Source organism: Neptuniibacter sp. QD48_11 (assembly GCF_047778095.1).
In the GTDB taxonomy this organism is placed as follows: Bacteria; Pseudomonadota; Gammaproteobacteria; order Pseudomonadales; family Balneatricaceae; genus Neptuniibacter.
Window position 1 is genome coordinate 1,341,901 of sequence record NZ_CP180551.1, and the last position, 16,402, is coordinate 1,358,302.

15 protein-coding genes are annotated in these 16,402 nt (G+C 42.7%); 12 read left to right on the forward strand and 3 right to left on the reverse strand.

Annotated elements, in window-relative coordinates; translation table 11 throughout:
• Positions 1–99: 99 nt before the first annotated feature.
• From ACMXYU_RS06020 to ACMXYU_RS06070, 11 genes are all read left to right on the forward strand, one after another.
• Positions 100–387, forward strand: a complete 288-nt coding sequence (locus tag ACMXYU_RS06020; protein ID WP_415900694.1) for an STAS domain-containing protein — start codon at positions 100–102, stop codon at positions 385–387.
• Positions 388–419: 32 nt separating this feature from the next.
• Entirely contained in the window at positions 420–782 is a 363-nt protein-coding gene (locus ACMXYU_RS06025) for a response regulator (protein WP_415900695.1), read from the forward strand.
• An 8-nt stretch (positions 783–790) separates the two neighbouring features.
• Positions 791–3,262, forward strand: coding sequence for a chemotaxis protein CheW (locus ACMXYU_RS06030; protein WP_415900696.1), 2,472 nt, complete (start codon positions 791–793; stop codon positions 3,260–3,262).
• On the forward strand, positions 3,259–3,780 hold the full coding sequence (locus ACMXYU_RS06035) for a chemotaxis protein CheW (RefSeq protein ID WP_415893937.1): 522 nt from the start codon (positions 3,259–3,261) through the stop codon (positions 3,778–3,780). Before ACMXYU_RS06030 ends, ACMXYU_RS06035 begins: the two co-directional genes overlap by 4 nt.
• 17 nt (positions 3,781–3,797) lie before the next feature.
• The gene (locus ACMXYU_RS06040; RefSeq protein WP_415900698.1) at positions 3,798–6,161 is read left to right on the forward strand and encodes a methyl-accepting chemotaxis protein; all 2,364 of its coding nucleotides are present in this window, start codon (positions 3,798–3,800) and stop codon (positions 6,159–6,161) included.
• A gap of 67 nt (positions 6,162–6,228) precedes the next feature.
• A complete protein-coding gene (locus ACMXYU_RS06045; protein ID WP_415900699.1) occupies positions 6,229–7,068 on the forward strand; it encodes a CheR family methyltransferase in 840 nt (279 codons plus the stop codon).
• Between the two features lie 5 nt (positions 7,069–7,073).
• Complete coding sequence (locus tag ACMXYU_RS06050; RefSeq protein WP_415900700.1) at positions 7,074–7,688, forward strand: chemotaxis protein CheD; 615 nt, start codon at positions 7,074–7,076, stop codon at positions 7,686–7,688.
• Complete coding sequence (locus tag ACMXYU_RS06055) at positions 7,672–8,751, forward strand: protein-glutamate methylesterase/protein-glutamine glutaminase (RefSeq protein WP_415900701.1); 1,080 nt, start codon at positions 7,672–7,674, stop codon at positions 8,749–8,751. The genes ACMXYU_RS06050 and ACMXYU_RS06055 overlap by 17 nt, the downstream gene beginning before the upstream one ends.
• A gap of 24 nt (positions 8,752–8,775) precedes the next feature.
• Positions 8,776–10,002: a methyl-accepting chemotaxis protein gene (locus ACMXYU_RS06060; protein ID WP_415900702.1), complete on the forward strand. Its 1,227-nt coding sequence runs from the start codon at positions 8,776–8,778 to the stop codon at positions 10,000–10,002.
• A 44-nt stretch (positions 10,003–10,046) separates the two neighbouring features.
• Positions 10,047–10,355 carry an STAS domain-containing protein gene (locus tag ACMXYU_RS06065; RefSeq protein WP_415900703.1) on the forward strand — a complete coding sequence of 103 codons (309 nt, stop codon included), beginning with the start codon at positions 10,047–10,049 and terminating at the stop codon, positions 10,353–10,355.
• 6 nt (positions 10,356–10,361) lie between these two features.
• Complete coding sequence (locus tag ACMXYU_RS06070; RefSeq protein ID WP_415900704.1) at positions 10,362–12,086, forward strand: ATP-binding SpoIIE family protein phosphatase; 1,725 nt, start codon at positions 10,362–10,364, stop codon at positions 12,084–12,086.
• Here the strand turns inward: ACMXYU_RS06070 and ACMXYU_RS06075 are convergent.
• On the reverse strand, positions 12,083–12,841 hold the full coding sequence (locus tag ACMXYU_RS06075) for a TlyA family RNA methyltransferase (RefSeq protein WP_415900705.1): 759 nt from the start codon (positions 12,839–12,841) through the stop codon (positions 12,083–12,085). The genes ACMXYU_RS06070 and ACMXYU_RS06075 overlap by 4 nt on opposite strands.
• 154 nt (positions 12,842–12,995) lie before the next feature.
• On the opposite strand from ACMXYU_RS06075, the gene ACMXYU_RS06080 reads away from it, so the two are divergent.
• On the forward strand, positions 12,996–13,382 hold the full coding sequence (locus tag ACMXYU_RS06080) for a RidA family protein (RefSeq protein WP_415900706.1): 387 nt from the start codon (positions 12,996–12,998) through the stop codon (positions 13,380–13,382).
• A gap of 124 nt (positions 13,383–13,506) precedes the next feature.
• Here ACMXYU_RS06080 and ACMXYU_RS06085 read toward each other — a convergent pair whose 3' ends face one another.
• Complete coding sequence (locus ACMXYU_RS06085; protein ID WP_415900707.1) at positions 13,507–15,300, reverse strand: DEAD/DEAH box helicase; 1,794 nt, start codon at positions 15,298–15,300, stop codon at positions 13,507–13,509.
• 228 nt (positions 15,301–15,528) lie between these two features.
• Positions 15,529–16,323, reverse strand: a complete 795-nt coding sequence (locus ACMXYU_RS06090) for a response regulator (RefSeq protein ID WP_415900708.1) — start codon at positions 16,321–16,323, stop codon at positions 15,529–15,531.
• Positions 16,324–16,402 lie beyond the last annotated feature (79 nt).

Here is a 16,402-nt window from a genome sequence, read left to right on the forward strand (position 1 = left end):
CAGTTAGGCGAATTTTATAGATGATTTTTATACCCCTTGTAATTTAAAGTGTATTGAAGCGGTATATTGATGTAATTCTTATAGAAATAAGGAACATCCATGATGGACGCTAACAGTGTATTGGCAATGCCTGAAGAGCTATCTATTGCAAATGTGACTGAATGGCAGCAAAAGTTAGGTAATTACCTAAACTCGGTTGATTCTGTTGTCTTAGATGGTGCTCAGCTCAGTCGAGTAGATACTGCCGCACTGCAGCTGTTAACGGCTTTTTGCTTGAAAGCGCAAAACTTGCAAAAGTCTGTAGAGTGGAAAAACCCTTCTGATTCTCTAGTGAAGACTGCATGTCAGTTAGGTCTAGAAAAAACTCTATCCCTTAAAAATGATTAACCTGCTCAGGATTTATGTGGAGATTAGTATAAATGGCTAGCATCTTAGTTGTTGATGATTCGGCTTCCCTAAGAAATATGGTGACCTTTACCCTTAAACAGGAAGGTTACCAAGTAGTAGAAGCGGCTAATGGGCAGGAAGCTTTAGGTAAGGCTCAAACAGGACGTTTCGATTTGGTTCTTACAGATGTAAATATGCCGATTATGGACGGCATTACATTGTGTGCCGAGTTGCGTAAATTACCCGCGTTTAAGTTTACGCCAATTTTAGTTTTAACTACCGAAAGTTCCCCTGAAATGAAACAGAGGGGTAAAGCGGCTGGTGCAACGGGGTGGCTCGTTAAACCATTTAATCCTGAGAAACTTCTTAGCACAATTAAGCGTGTAGTACGGTAGATAGCATTATGAGTATTGATCTATCACAGTTTATAGCTACTTTCCTTGAAGAGAGCTATGAAGGTTTAGAGGTTATGGAGTCCAGCCTTCTAAATCTTGATTCAGCCGATGAAGAAACGATCAATACTATTTTTCGTGCTGCGCACTCAATAAAAGGCGGTGCGGGCACGTTCGGTTTCAACGAAGTAGCAGATTTTACCCATGTAGTTGAAACATTATTAGATGAGTTACGTAGTGGCAAACAGTCCATAACCCCCGAGCTTGTTAATCTCTTACTTGAGTCTGTCGATTGTATCAAAATGCTTCTTGAAGCGGCTCAAGATGGCCCTGAAGTTGATGCTGCGAAGATCCAGCAAGTAAAACAGCGTTTAGAGCAAGCTTTGGGGCAAGAGCCTTCTCAAGATCAAGCGCTGTCCGAGGCTCCAGTAAGTGATTCTGGTGAGGCTGATGCTGAGATGTCTTGCTGGAATATAAAGTTTACCCCTCATCGTGATCTACTCCAGGCAGGCCACGAGCCTGCTTTTATGTTTGAAGCCTTGGCTGAGTTAGGTGAGTTAACGGCAACTCCAAGTTTTGCAAATTTGCCTGATTTTTCATCTATAAATTCAGAAGAACTTTTTCTCTCTTGGGATTTACAGCTCGTTTCTGATGATTGTTCAGAAGATGAGGTTCGGGAAATCTTCGAATGGGTAGAAGACGAATGTGATCTCGAAGTAAATCAGGGGAAAGCTTGCTCTGATCCTCTCACTGTTAAAGAGGATGCTGTAAGCAGTGAAGCAGGATGGTCAATCTTGTTTAGCCCTAAGCCTTCAATGCTTGAAACAGGCAATGAACCTAGTTTCATGTTTGAAGCGTTAGAAGAATTAGGTCAACTTGATATTCAAGTTAATCTAGAGCGACTAGTCGATTTTGATAAGCTTAATCCAGAGCAGCTGTTACTTTCTTGGCAATTAGATCTGATATCTGATTGCAGTAAAGAAGAAATAGAAGAGGTGTTTGAGTGGGTTGAGGATGAATGTACTCTAGATTTAGAACCTAAAGTGCAACAGTCTTCTAATGAAGTTGAGGAAAGTTCTGTAGAAAGTGGAACGCCATCAAACGTAGAACCCCCTGCAATTCAATCTTCTGCCCCTATAGCAGAGTCTGCACCCAAACTTGAGACACAAAAATCAAGTGCTTCTGTACCTGCAAATCAAGCTAGCACAGCTCGGAAACCTAAGGCAGCTGAGAGCAGCTCTATTAGGGTAGATACAGATAAAATCGACGCACTAATTAACCGTGTTGGTGAATTGGTAATCACTCAAGCCATGCTTGGACAGGTGGGAGAAGAGCTCGCTGAAATAACCGGCGGTTCTGAAGTCGAGCGCCTGCAGTCTGGTCTTGAGCAATTAGAGAGAAACACGCGCGATCTCCAAGAAGATGTAATGCGTGTTCGTATGTTGCCTATTAGTTTTGTTTTCAACCGCTTCCCTCGTTTGGTTCATGATGTCAGTGGCAAGTTAGGTAAGAAAGTAGAGCTCGTTATTACAGGTGAACAAACGGAAATCGATAAGACCGTAATGGAGAAGATCGGTGATCCAATGGTTCACTTGATTCGAAATTCTCTTGATCATGGTTTAGAAGCGCCTGATGAGCGTGTGGCTGCAGGTAAGTCTGAAGTCGGCAGGGTGGAGCTTAATGCATATCATCAGGGTGGCTTTATCATTATCGATATTACCGATGATGGTCGTGGGTTAAACACCGAAAAAATCTACCAGAAAGCATTAGATAACGGGCTTATAACCGCTGATCAGCAGCTTAGTGATAGTGAAATTAATGAGCTTATCTTTAAACCTGGTTTTTCGACAGCTGATGCGGTGAGCGATCTATCGGGCCGTGGCGTTGGCATGGATGTAGTAAGACGTAATATTGAATCGTTAGGCGGGCATGTCAGCGTGACTTCTGAACCCGGTCACGGTTCAACCTTTAGTGTCAGTCTGCCTCTGACTTTAGCCATACTAGACGGTCAGCTTGTTCGTGTGCATAACGAAACTTATATTGTTCCGCTGATTTCTATTGTAGAAACAATCCTTGCTGATAAATCTGCAATGAGCCCGATTGCGGGTGAAAACAAACTGCTTCATTTCCGCGAAGAATATATCCCGCTTATCAACTTACGTACTCTATTTAAGCTTCCTGTCGACGAAGATCAAACTGATACATGTTTAATCGCCATTGTTGAAAATGGTGGGCAAAAAATCGGTTTAGTTGTAGATGAACTATTTGGACAGCAGCAGGTTGTAATTAAAAGCTTGGAAGTTAACTTCAAGCGTATTGAAGGGTTTGCAGGAGCAACGATCTTGGGCGATGGCAGTGTGGCGCTAATCCTTGATATTGCCGGTCTGATGAAACGCGGTTTGGATTTTGAATCGGCAAAAGCTGCTCAAAAACGAAATGAAATATCACGTAGTGAACATGCTGATCAGGGAGCTGTGGCATGACAGATACTGAATGGCAGGAGCAATCTGAGCTTTTAGATCAAACAGCCGATGGGCACCAATATCTAAGTTTTCTTCTTGATGATGAAGAGTACGGGGTGGATATTCTTAGGGTGCAGGAACTTAGAGGCTGGACGCCGGTTACTCATGTGCCAGATATGCCTGACTACCTAAAAGGTGTGCTGAACTTACGTGGGGCGATTATTCCTGTGATTGATCTGCGTTTGCGATTTGGTCTTAATCCTGTCGAATATGGGCCTACAACAGTTGTTATTGTGATCAATGTAGATAGTGGCACTAGTCAACGTGTGATGGGGATCATTGTTGATGCGGTTGCTGAAACATATACGCTGTCAACAAATCAGATACAACCAGCACCACAGATAGGTGGAGTGATAAATGCTGAATTTATTACTGGCCTTGTGGCGCAGGATGACAAAATGATTGTCCTGATGGACATAGATGAATTAATGAATTCCGATGAGTTAGCTGCAGACTCATCAACAAGAGCTGAAGTGTAAGGGGCGGAGGATAAGAAATGAAAATCAATGAGCCGGTTACGGATCGCGAAGTTAAGCTCAGAGATGGTCAGGAACTTGTTACAAAAACAAACCTGAAAGGGATAATTACTTATACCAATCCGGACTTTATAGAGATCAGTGGGTTTAGTCGGGATGAGTTAGTGGGGAAAAACCACAATGTGGTTCGTCACCCCGATATGCCCCCTGCGGCCTTTAAAGATCTATGGGATACCCTTAAGTTGGGACGTCCATGGTCAAAATTAGTAAAAAACCGTTGTAAAAATGGTGATTACTATTGGGTTAAGGCTAATGTTACCCCTATTTTCCGCAATGGTGAGATTGTTGAGTACATGTCTGTACGAACTCGCCCAAGTCAGGATGAAATTGAACAGGCTACAGCTCTATATGCGAAACTGAAACGGAATGAGGCGACCTTGCCTTCACCTGGAGCAGTTCCAAGCCAAAATTTGGGTGGTCAGGTAACTCATCATGCAGTGGTGGCAGTGGTTGGTGCTCTATTAATTAATGCAGCCATTTATCTTGCAGGTCTTCCAGGTGAAGCACTTATGCTTGGTCCTGTTCTCGCCTTTTTGTACTTGTTCTTTGGCGCAAGTAAGAGCCTTAAAACAGATGTTATAAAACCTCTGCAAGAAGCTAAGCGACACATGCTTGATATCACTGAAGGAGACTATCTAGCGCCAATTCCTTTGGATGAACCTGGCGAAACGGGTGAGCTAAAACGAAATGTCAAAATTCTAGCGACAAAGCTCGGTTACGAAGTGAATGATGCCAAAGAAGCAGCGAATCGTGCTTCTCGCATTAAAGTAGCTCTAGATAACGTGTCTTCTAATGTTATGTTGGCGGATAACGACGGCAATATTATTTATTGTAATGATGCAGTCTTAGGAATGATGCGTAATGCTGAAGCAGATATTCGTGAACAATTACCCGATTTTGATGCTGAAACAATTTTGGGATCTAATTTCGATATTTTCCATAAAAATCCTGAACATCAGCGCCGCATGCTGGAAGGTCTTAAAACCACATATAATGGTAAAATTAAAGTTGGTACACGTAGCTTTAGTTTGATTGCCAACCCAGTAATTGATGAGAACAGCCAACGACTGGGTACAGTTGTTGAGTGGATGGATATTACTGATCAGCTTGTTGCGGAAGACCAAGTTGCTAATCTGATTCAAAAAGCTTCACAAGGCGAATTGAACGAGCGACTAGATGTAGAACTTTATAGTGGTTTTATGGCGAATATTGCTTCTGGTGTTAACCAAATGCTGGATGCTGTAGTAGAGCCTCTTCGCGAAGTTAAACGTGTGTTAAATGCTATGTCTGATGGTGATTTGACCCAGCAGATGTCCGGTAATTTCCAAGGTGAATTTGCAGAGTTGAACAATGCGCTTAATAGTTCCTTGCACAACTTAAATACAATGGTTGGTGAGATCAGAACAGCGGGTGCAAGTATCACAACGGGTGCTTCTGAAATCTCAAGTGGTAACACAACACTAAGTTCCCGTACAGAATCTCAAGCTGCAAGTTTACAAGAAACTGCAGCAAGCATGGAGCAGATGACCAGTACGGTTAAGCAAAATGCTGACAACGCTGATGAAGCACGAAATCAGGCAAGTGATGCTCAGAAATTGGCTGAGAAGGGTGGCGAGATCTCCAATAAGGTTGTGACCTCAATGGGTGATATTCGTGCTAGCTCGACCAAAATTGCAGAAATTATCGGCGTGATTGATGAAATTGCTTTCCAGACTAACTTGCTTGCTTTGAACGCAGCTGTAGAAGCCGCGCGAGCTGGCGAACAAGGTCGAGGTTTCGCAGTAGTTGCATCCGAAGTTCGTAGTCTTGCTCAACGAAGCGCAAGTGCGGCGAAAGAGATCAAAGAGCTGATCAGCGATAGCGTTGAAAAAGTTGAAGAGGGTGGATTGTTCGTTGATGAGTCCGGCAAAGCGTTAGCTGAAATCATGGACGCTATCAAAAACGTATCGACAATCATCAGTGAAATTGCTGCAGCTAGCCGTGAACAGGCGATTGGTATTGAGCAAGTGAACATTGCTGTAACGCAAATGGATGAAGGTACTCAGCAAAATGCGGCACTGGTAGAGGAGGTTGCGGCTGCTTCTGCGTCTATGGAAGAGCAAGCTGGTCAACTTCAAACTCTAGTAAACCAATTTGAAGTAGTAGAAGCAGAGGGTATGTCTAGCTCAGTGCAAGCACCGACAAAAACTGAAGGTGTGAGCCGTCTAAGAGAGTTAGCAAGCCAGAACGTTCAAACTGAGCGCAAGCCTGAAGTTAAACGCACTGTACCAAAGCAGCCAATTATAAGTGCCGGTGCTAGTGGTGATGAGTGGGAAGAGTTTTAAGTAGTAAAAAACAGCCTATCTGAATTGATAGGCTGTTTAACACTCTTTTAAATTTCAGGGAGCGTTAATGGCATCAGATTCTACCAGATCCCGAGAGTTTACCTTTACAAGACAACATTTTGTGAAGGTAAGGGATGAGCTTTACGATTATGCTGGAATTGTACTAGCTGATCACAAGCAAGATATGGCCTATAACCGTTTGGTACGACGCCTGAGAGAGTTAAAACTTGCTAACTTTGATGATTATTTCTCTTTTTTAGACAATAACCCTGTCGAATTTAGTCAATTTATTAATGCGCTTACCACAAATCTAACTGCTTTTTTCCGTGAAAAGCACCATTTTGAATTTATAACAAATACGATTATTCCAGAAATAAAAGCGAGTAATGCTTCTCGGGTTAGAGGTTGGTCCGCTGGTTGTTCTCTAGGAGAAGAGCCCTACAGCTTGGCAATCACTTTGTTAGAGGCGGGGATAGACCCTTCGAGTTGGGATATCCGCTTATTGGCGACTGATATAGATTCCAAAGTGTTGAGTAGTGCAAAATCGGGTATCTACACGGAAGACCGAATAAAAAATCTGCCTGATTCACAACTGAAACGTTGGTTCTTGAAAGGAAAGGGCTCACAAAAAGGTTTTGTTAAAGTTAAACCTGAACTGCAAAATTTGCTCAGGTTTAATTATCTGAATTTGATGCAGGATTGGCCAATCGAAGGGCCTTTAGATTTTATTTTTTGTCGAAATGTAATGATCTATTTCGATCAAAATACGCAAGCACGCTTATTGGATCGAATGCATTCTTTACTCAAACCTAATGGTTATCTATTTGTAGGGCATTCTGAAGCATTGGCACGCCATGCTAGTAATTTTGAGTTAGTGGGTAAAACTATCTACAGAAAGGTAGGGTGAACTGGATGCCTGTAGAACAGAAACTACCTAAATATGTATCCGGTTTTCAGCATTTTAAATCTTTCTGGGAGCCGCGCTGGGAGCTTTATGCCGTAAAGGTAAAGCCGGGTGAGTTTTATATTGCAAATGATGAGTTGGTTATCACGACTTTGTTGGGCTCCTGTATTTCGGCTTGTATCTTTGATCCTGTGACGGGCTATGGTGGTTTAAATCATTTTATGTTGCCTACTGGCGGCCCCAATGATGATATGCAGCGATCCTCTCGATATGGTTTGTTTGCTATGGAGCAGTTGGTTAATGAGCTAATGAAGCATGGCTGCCTGAGAGAAAACTTACAAGTCAAGTTAACTGGCGGTGGGAATATGATGTCTGGCATCGCCAATATCGGTCAGCAAAATATAGATTTTATTCTTAAGTATATAGATGACGAAGGTTTAAAACTGATAGCCTCAGATTTAGGTGGAGATCAAGCTCGTCGAGTGGCATTTTTCCCAACCACTGGACGTATGTTAGTTAACAAACTAGATCACCGTGATGACCAGCTTGTAATTGCTGAAGAGCGTTCTTACCAAATTGATGTTGATCAGCATTTGGATGATTCCGATGTTGAACTCTTTTAAAGGAAATTACCCTGATATGGAAAAAACTCGGGTATTGATAGTTGATGATTCTGCCTTGGTCCGCGGAGTGATTAGCGAATTGTTATCTTTAGATCCTAGTATTGAGGTCGTAGGCACTGCAGTTGACCCTTACGATGCTAGAGACAAGATCAAGCAGTTGAAGCCAGATGTGCTAACGCTAGATATTGAAATGCCAAAAATGGATGGCATCACTTTCTTAAAGAATTTAATGAAATTAAACCCGATGCCTGTAGTTATGCTGTCGACTCTGACGCATGAAGGCGCTGATGCCACTCTACAGTCATTAGAAATTGGTGCGATAGATTATATAGCTAAGCCTTCAAACACTCAGTCAGACGATCATTTAGAATTATTTCAGTCTGATTTAGTCGCGAAAGTGAAGGCTGCAGCTTCAACTTCTGCCAAACTAAAGTTTAATCGCATTAATCGAGAGCAAATCGCAAAAGTTGTTACTAAAGCTCCTATGGCGCGTGCAAGAAATCAGCTAGTCGCTATTGGTTCGTCAACAGGTGGAACAGAGGCTTTGCATCATATTTTGGCTTCATTGCCAACCAATATGCCACCGATCATTGTTACGCAGCATATACCTGCGAGTTTTAGTGATAGGTTTGCAAATCGTCTAAATAAGAACTGTGATCTAAATGTAGCTGAAGCGAAAGCGGGCGATGTTCTTCAACCGGGGCATGTCTATATCGCACCGGGGGATTTTCATCTCAGAATAAAGCAGAACGGTCATGAATTTGTTTGTGTTTTAGATGATAGCGCTCCAGTAAATCGCCATAAGCCTTCGGTAGAAGTTATGTTTGACTCTATTGCATCTTTAGATCAGCGTAACGTGACGACTGTCATGCTAACGGGTATGGGTGAAGATGGTGCAATGGCTATGAAAAGCCTAGTGGATAAAGGTGCTCACTCTATTGTGCAAGACGAGGCAACAAGTCTTGTATGGGGAATGCCAGGGGCTGCTGTAAGGCTTGGAGCCGCAAAAGAAGTTGTACCATTAAATGATATTGCGCAGCGATTGGTCCAGCACCTTTCGTAATTTTGAGTGATTGAGGTTAGCTAAATGACGTTAAAGAAAATAATGTTGGTTGCCGCTTTGGTGGCAAGTTTAGTGTTAGCGACTGCAGAGGTTCTAGGGCTGGAAAGTATCGTGAACCTAATCTGTCTGGTGGTGCTAATACCTGCCCTTCTTGCTCAATTTGTAATTAAAGATAAGGCTGCAAATTCACAAAATAACTCGGAAACGAGAACAAGTAGAGTGGTTAGTTCCTCGGTTGGTGTTGACCCAGTACTGCAAGAGGCTGTGAACGAAGTTTCTCAGACGCTTGTTCACGACGCGATGATTGTAAATCAAGAGGTGTCGCGTGTAGATGGGTTGATTAAAGAATCGGTTCATTTGATGAGCGATAGTTTTCATACAATGCATGATTTGGCAAGTCGTCAGGCAGCATTAACAGCTGAAATTATTGATCAAACGCATGAAGGTGATTCTCAAGGTGGCGAGCAAAATCTAAACCAAGAAACATTCAGTATTCAAAGTTTCATCTCTGAAACAGGTCACACTTTGGATCAGTTTGTGAATGTAATGGTTGATGTAAGTAAAAACAGTTTAGAAACCGTCCATCATATAGATGATATGGTCGAAAAATTGGATGGCATTTTTGGTTTGATCGAAAATGTTGAGGGGCTCGCTAGTCAGACAAACTTATTGGCTCTGAATGCAAGTATTGAAGCAGCTCGAGCTGGCGAAGCCGGCCGAGGTTTTGCTGTAGTTGCGGATGAAGTTCGAACTCTGTCGATTAATTCTGCTACTTTGAATAATGAAATTCGTGAAGAGATCGGGTCTGCCAAAGAAACTATAGAAGTCCTACGTAGCACCGTAGGTGGAATGGCCTCTACTGATATGAGTGACACGATCGGAACTAAAGATAAGATGGGTCAAATGCTTGAGCATATGGCTAACATGAATCATTTCTTAAATGAGAAGGTTACTGAAATTTCACATATTGGTACTCAACTCAGTAGCAGTGTTGATCAGGCTGTACGTTCGTTACAGTTTGAAGATATCTCTTCTCAAGCGCTTTCATCAGTGGAGCACAATGTCGATTCCTTGAATGAGGTATCAGCATTAATTTCAAATGTAATTACGCCAGATCATCAAGTTAATAGTGCCGCTGCAGAAAAGTGTATGGCACGTTGTAAAGAGTTAAGAGAGGAGTCTTTACATCGCAATCAGTCGCGAACTGTTGCGCAGAATGATATGGATGAAGGGGAAGTGGAGCTGTTCTAGTAGCGTTCTACAAACCACAAAGTCTTAGGAAGATGGGATAACTTATGGCAATTTCTGTACAAAATGCTGGTGATAATAAAACGATTAATATTATTGTGTCTCAGCAGTTTGATTACTCCTTACATCAGTCTTTTCGAGATGCTTACCGAAATGTTGATGTCCCTGGTACTATTTTTAAAGTGGATCTATCCAAGGCTACCTATATGGATAGTTCGGCTTTAGGCATGATTCTTTTGCTAAAAGAGCATGCGGAGAAGAAAGGTGGAAAAGTAATTATCTCGAAGCCTAATGAATCGGTACATAAAATTTTAACAATTGCGAATTTCGATCAGTTTGTAACTATCGAGAGTTAAGGGTTTATGGTTGAAGCTGAAGTAAGTCAGGCTGGAAGTGGCGATAATCAAGTATTAATTGTTGATGATATGCGCCTGAATCGTCAGATATTAGGTCAGATGATTCTAGAGATGGGATTGGAGGCGGTCTTTGCTGAAACGGGCGAAGAGGCGGTTGAAAAATACCAGGCATTAAATCCAAGCCTGATTCTCATGGATATTAACATGCCAGGCATGGATGGAATTCAAGCTACCAGAAAAATTAAACAGTCTGCTGAAGACAGTTTCATTCCAATAATTTTTGTGACCGGGGCTGAAGGGCAGGATGTTATACGACAGGCTATTGATGCCGGTGGTGATGATTATATCCAGCGACCTTTTCCTTTTGAGTTGCTCGAAGGGAAAATTGTTGCACTAAGGCGTATCGCGCAACTCTATCGTCAGGTTAATCGTTTAAATCATCTACGAGCTCGCGAAGAAGAGGTAGCTGAGCAGTTATTAAGTGGGGCTGTTGAATCTGCTAACGTAGCTATAGATCAGATACGGATTCATAAACAACCTGCTGAAACATTCAGCGGCGATGTCCAACTAAGTGCCTTCCGCCCAAACGGCGAATTAAATGTTCTTTTAGGTGATTTCACCGGTCATGGCTTGACTTCAACGATTGGTGCTTTGCCTTTATCTGAAACCTTCAGAGCAATGACTGCGAAAGGTTATGATGCAGAAGAGATCATCGCTCAGATAAACCGTAAACTACAAAAATTATTACCTACTGGAATGTTCCTTGCCACGGCTATAGTCACTTTGAGCCCAGATGGTACAGCAAAAATATGGAATGGCGGTTTACCTGATATTTTGGTGATCTCTAACGGGGCTGTGGTGCAACGTATTGTATCTAGTCACCCTCCTCTAGGTATCATCCCTTCAGTCAAAGACCTTAATTTTGAACATACCAAGGTTGAGCCGGACGACCATATTCTGCTACTCAGTGATGGTGTAATTGAGGCAGAAAATCATGAAGCTGAGCAGTTTGGTGAAGATCGGCTATATCAATCTATCGCTGCCCAGAAAAATAGTCCTGAAACCCATTTAGTCGATATTATCCTGTCCGATCTCGGTGACTTTGTTGATGGCAATATTCAGAAAGACGATATTTCTCTGATCGATATTCCAGGCAGTGTTACAGCCGAAGATATCAAACCGATCACGCCGTGTGGTTTTGAATTGGATGTTAATGAGTCCTCTATTCTCGATATCTGGAACTGGAATTTAGAGCTACAAGGAGCCAGTTTAGCCCGTATTAACCCTGTAGCGCAGGCACTAAGTCGTCTACAGGAATCAGAGGGTGGTGGTGATCAGTGGCACAGTGTATTCAGCATATTAACTGAGCTCTATGTTAATGCCCTTGATCATGGGGTGTTGAAGCTAGAGTCCAGCCTGAAATCTTCTCCTGAAGGGTTTGCTGAGTACTTTAGTGAGCGAGAAAAAAGACTTGAAGCCCTTTCAAGTGGTGCAGTTGCGCTATACCTGCAACATACGCGATTTGCCCATGGTGGCCGCCTTTTAGTTAGAGTAGAAGACAGCGGAGAAGGTTTTGACTATGACCATTGGCTACATAGTAAAAAAAGCTCCTGTGCTGGCCAGTTTAGCGGGAGAGGTATCGCTTTGGTTTCTGATCTATGTGACAGCATACGTTACGAAAACGCTGGCACTGCTGTAGAAGTGGTATATAGCTACTCTACTAAAGACTAGATTTTTTGCGCAATAATCAAAAATTCTCGGTTACCATCGCCGCCTTTAATTGGGCTTTCAAAGTAATCGAGAATTTTCATGCCCAGATCAGAACAGCATTCTGCTACTCTGGCTTTAACTTGAGGGTAGAGTGAGCTATCTCGCACAATACCTCCTCGACCGATGCCTTCTTTTCCTACCTCAAACTGTGGTTTTACAAGGCTAATCAAATATCCGCTTTCAGCGATAAGCGGAATTAAAGAAGGTAGAATTTTACGTTGAGAGATAAAGGAAACGTCCATAACAGCCAGATCAAAACCTTTTCCGTTTGTATGCTCTAGCAGCATTTCATGTGGTAAATCTCTGCCATTGATGCCTTCATAGCAAGTGACTTTAGGATCCCCACGAAGCTTTTCAGCGAGTTGATCGTGACCTACTTCTATGCCTACGACAGCATCAATACCTGCTTGTAGCAAGCAATCAGTAAAGCCACCGGTAGATTGGCCAACATCGATAGCTGTTTTGCCACTCAGTTCTAGTTGTAGCGTATCTAGAGCCTTTAAAAGTTTTAAAGCACCGCGAGAGACGTAACGATCACCTTCATCTTCTTCAACTTCAAATGGTGTATCAGGATCTAACTTTAGACCAGGTTTTGTAAGAGGCTGCCAATTGCCTTTGATCTCAGCTTGAACTTTGCTTGATTTGATTAATTGTTGCGCGTGGGTGCGCGAACGGGCAAATCCCAGTTCAACAAGTAGAAGGTCAGCACGTTGCATAGTTCAAATCGGATCCGTTAAAAAGAGGGGATTATACGCAATCTAACCCTAGCTGGTTAGATTTTTAATAGGAGTGTAAACTCCCCAGTAAGCATATTTGTAATGGCTCAATTACGTCTATTTAATGCAAATTATCTTTTATACAGGGAAAACTATGAATAAAAGTATCATCAGTACTGAAAATGCACCTTCTGCAATTGGTACCTACTCTCAAGCGGTTCGCGTTGGAAACACTGTCTATATGTCTGGTCAGATTCCTCTTATTCCAGCCACTATGGAGATGGTTACTGAGTCGTTTGAAGCACAAGCAGAGCAGGTTTTCAAAAACTTGCAGGCTGTCGCTGAAGCAGCCGGTGGTTCTCTTTCTGATTTGGTTAAGGTAACTATTTTGTTATCCGATATGAGTCACTTTGGGATGGTTAATGAGGTGATGGCGCGTTATTTCTCTGAGCCATACCCAGCTCGTGCTGCGTTTGCGGTTAAACAGTTACCGAAAGATGCAGATATCGAAGTAGAAGCAATTATGGTGACTGCTGAGTAATTGATTTAGCAGTGATCTAGAAGGTAAAAAGGCAAGCTTACGCTTGCCTTTTTTAATCCCATCCTTGAGAAAGCACTAAACAGTTCATGAAGGGGGAAGAATGTTTAGTGGTAAAAACTAGAGCTTAGCTCTCTTTTTTCTTGCTATCTTTTCTGTTTCTACGCGGCGGACGGTTACGGCTATTGCTGTTACCTTTGCCACCGCGATCAGAACCGCGGCCTCTGCCACCACTGCCACGCTGTTCGCCGCCACCTGTAGCTTCTTTTAGATTAAGACGCTGACCACATACAACTGCTTTTCGTAATTGTTGTACAACAGATTTTGGCATACCTGTTGGTAGATCAACTGTTGAGCAATCGTCGTAGATCTCGATAGCACCAATAAAGTTGGCATCTAGATCTGCTTCATTAGCAATTGCGCCCACAATGTTCTTTGGTGCAACACCATGGTCATGACCAACACTGATCAAATAGCGCTGCATCTCAACGTCAGGATGATCCTTCAGTTGTTTTGCTTTAGTGGACATAGCACGTGGTGGACGCTTGCCACGGTCATCTCTATCACGATCGCCACGTTCACGACGAGGTGGACGCTCTTGCTCTTTCATCAGCAGCGGAGTTTCGCCTTGTAGAAGGTGAGCCAGCGCGGATGCGATAATAAGCGGATCTGCATCGTGTTCCTGCTGATATTCGGTCAGTAGGTTTTTGAAAAAATCTAAATCTTGGCTATCGATCGTCTGTGTGATGCGATCAACAAAGCGCTGTACACGCTTTTCATTGATGTCATCAGTAGACGGCAGTTGCATAGTCTCGATCTTCTGACGAGTCGCGCGCTCAATAGACTTAAGCATGCGTTGTTCTCGAGGCGATACGAACAAAATCGCTTCACCTTCACGACCGGCACGGCCAGTACGACCAATACGGTGAATATAGGATTCAGTATCGTAAGGGATATCGTAGTTAAGAACGTGGCTGATACGTTCAACGTCCAAACCGCGTGCTACAACGTCAGTTGCGATTAGGATGTCGATTTGACCGCGTTTAAGCTTGTCGATTGTACGTTCACGCAGGTTTTGTGAAATATCACCATTCAGTGCTTCACAAGCGTAACCACGTGCAGATAGTTTTTCTGCTAGCTCAACCGTTGCAGATTTTGTGCGTACGAAAATCAGCATGGCATCAAACGTTTGCATCTCTAGGATACGTGTTAATGCATCTAACTTTTGATTGCCAGATACGCGCAGGTATTTTTGCGTGATCGTGGTAGCCGTTGCTGTTTTCGCTTTGATACGAACTTCAGCAGGGGAGTTCAGGTGATTCTCAGCGACTTTCTTGATCTGCGAAGGCATAGTCGCAGAGAAAAGCGCAATCTGACGATCATCTGGCGTATGTTCTAGAACCCACTCAACATCGTCGATAAAGCCCATACGAAGCATTTCATCGGCTTCATCCAGTACTAGAGCCTGAAGGTTATCTAGTTTAAGAGAGCCACGGCGCATGTGATCCATTACACGACCAGGCGTACCAACAACAACTTGCGCACCACGTTTTAGTTGGCGAAGTTGGCTGTCGTAAGCTTGACCGCCGTAAATTGGTAAAACGTGGAAGTCAGGAAGGTTACGAGCATAAGTTTGGCACGCTTCAGCAACCTGAATAGCTAATTCACGAGTAGGTGCAAGAATAAGCAATTGCGTATGACGGCTTTTTAGATCAAGCCTAGATAGCAATGGCAGGGAAAATGCGGCAGTTTTACCGGTACCCGTTTGTGCAATACCCAGAAGGTCTTTACCCTCTAGTAGATGAGGAATACTTTGTGCCTGAATTGGAGATGGCGTTTCGTATCCGATCTCGTCCAGGACCTTCAATACGGGAGCCGCAAGGCCAAGCTCAGCAAAGGACAGCTGATCTTCTGAATTCATTCTTTGACTTACCTATTCGGAATTAGGGCAGGGCTGCATACTATTTTAAGATACAGTATAGGCTGCTCTGGTGGGAAAGCGGGCATTATACACCTCAGCCAGCCCATAACAAGTTCTCAGGCCTTTAATATCTAGTTTATACCGTTATCTTTGGTGAAATTTTAGTCATTGTAATTGTGCGTATTTTAAACAGCGATATTTTTGTTCTACAGCACCATCTAAATAGAACTAATCATCTAAAATTTGGGAAAGTAATTTTTTTAGAGTTGCGGGTTCAAAAGGCTTATCCGCCATAGCATTTACGCCTGATTTGGCGACATTACTCAGATGGGCATGGCTTGCTTCACTGGTTACCATCAAAATAGGAATATGAGAGTAATCCCCAGAGCCTCTTACATATTCGGCAAGTTGCAAACCATTAATTTCTGGCATGTTGTAATCGGTAACAATGAGATCAAAACCATTGGGAAGTAAGGGGATTGCTTCAGAGCCATCAGTGGCTTGAGTGATATTTTCAATACCTAAATTTTTTAAAACGTTGGTAATAACTTTACGAGCCATACGGCTATCATCTACTACTAATACCCTCAATGAGGCAGCGTCATAATACTCAAGATCCAGCTCATGGTGGGACAATATATCCAGAGTTGAATTTATTGCGGTTGCTAAATGATCGTGATTAAAAGGCTTTGGCAGAATAGCTACGATGCCCGCTTGTTTAAACTTGTCTAACTCACTATGTCTATTTTCACTTGATACCAGCATAAATGGCAGGTCAGTAAGAGAAGGGTCGTTACGAATAAATTGAAGCAGTTCCTCTGCTGAGCCGTCGGAGAAATAAAGGGCGCTAATAATTAAATCTGGGCGAACCGATTTTATTTGTTTAATAGCAGTCGCTACGCTGTCAGCTTCATCTATACGCTCAACTAATTCTTTGTTTAGCTCTTTACGTATAATCTTTCTTTGAGTGGCTGAGGGCTCTACAAGTAAAATCGTTAGATCTGAAGAAGTTAGCTCCGACATATATTGTCCCTTTTATTGTCATTTATTATTTATTATTCAAGCTTTCGTATAGATCATATCCTTTTAAAGCTGAGTAAAC

Bases quoted from the DNA above. Each gene is read 5' to 3' on its own strand.
- ACMXYU_RS06050 (WP_415900700.1), top strand. From the start codon at position 7,074: ATGCCTGTAGAACAGAAACTACCTAAATATGTATCCGGTTTTCAGCAT.
- ACMXYU_RS06080 (WP_415900706.1), top strand. From the start codon at position 12,996: ATGAATAAAAGTATCATCAGTACTGAAAATGCACCTTCTGCAATTGGT.
- ACMXYU_RS06070 (WP_415900704.1), top strand. From the start codon at position 10,362: ATGGTTGAAGCTGAAGTAAGTCAGGCTGGAAGTGGCGATAATCAAGTA.
- ACMXYU_RS06040 (WP_415900698.1), top strand. From the start codon at position 3,798: ATGAAAATCAATGAGCCGGTTACGGATCGCGAAGTTAAGCTCAGAGAT.
- ACMXYU_RS06030 (WP_415900696.1), top strand. From the start codon at position 791: ATGAGTATTGATCTATCACAGTTTATAGCTACTTTCCTTGAAGAGAGC.
- ACMXYU_RS06035 (WP_415893937.1), top strand. From the start codon at position 3,259: ATGACAGATACTGAATGGCAGGAGCAATCTGAGCTTTTAGATCAAACA.
- ACMXYU_RS06065 (WP_415900703.1), top strand. From the start codon at position 10,047: ATGGCAATTTCTGTACAAAATGCTGGTGATAATAAAACGATTAATATT.
- ACMXYU_RS06085 (WP_415900707.1), bottom strand. From the start codon at position 15,300: ATGAATTCAGAAGATCAGCTGTCCTTTGCTGAGCTTGGCCTTGCGGCT.
- ACMXYU_RS06025 (WP_415900695.1), top strand. From the start codon at position 420: ATGGCTAGCATCTTAGTTGTTGATGATTCGGCTTCCCTAAGAAATATG.
- ACMXYU_RS06045 (WP_415900699.1), top strand. From the start codon at position 6,229: ATGGCATCAGATTCTACCAGATCCCGAGAGTTTACCTTTACAAGACAA.
- ACMXYU_RS06075 (WP_415900705.1), bottom strand. From the start codon at position 12,841: ATGCAACGTGCTGACCTTCTACTTGTTGAACTGGGATTTGCCCGTTCG.
- ACMXYU_RS06055 (WP_415900701.1), top strand. From the start codon at position 7,672: ATGTTGAACTCTTTTAAAGGAAATTACCCTGATATGGAAAAAACTCGG.
- ACMXYU_RS06060 (WP_415900702.1), top strand. From the start codon at position 8,776: ATGACGTTAAAGAAAATAATGTTGGTTGCCGCTTTGGTGGCAAGTTTA.
- ACMXYU_RS06090 (WP_415900708.1), bottom strand. From the start codon at position 16,323: ATGTCGGAGCTAACTTCTTCAGATCTAACGATTTTACTTGTAGAGCCC.
- ACMXYU_RS06020 (WP_415900694.1), top strand. From the start codon at position 100: ATGATGGACGCTAACAGTGTATTGGCAATGCCTGAAGAGCTATCTATT.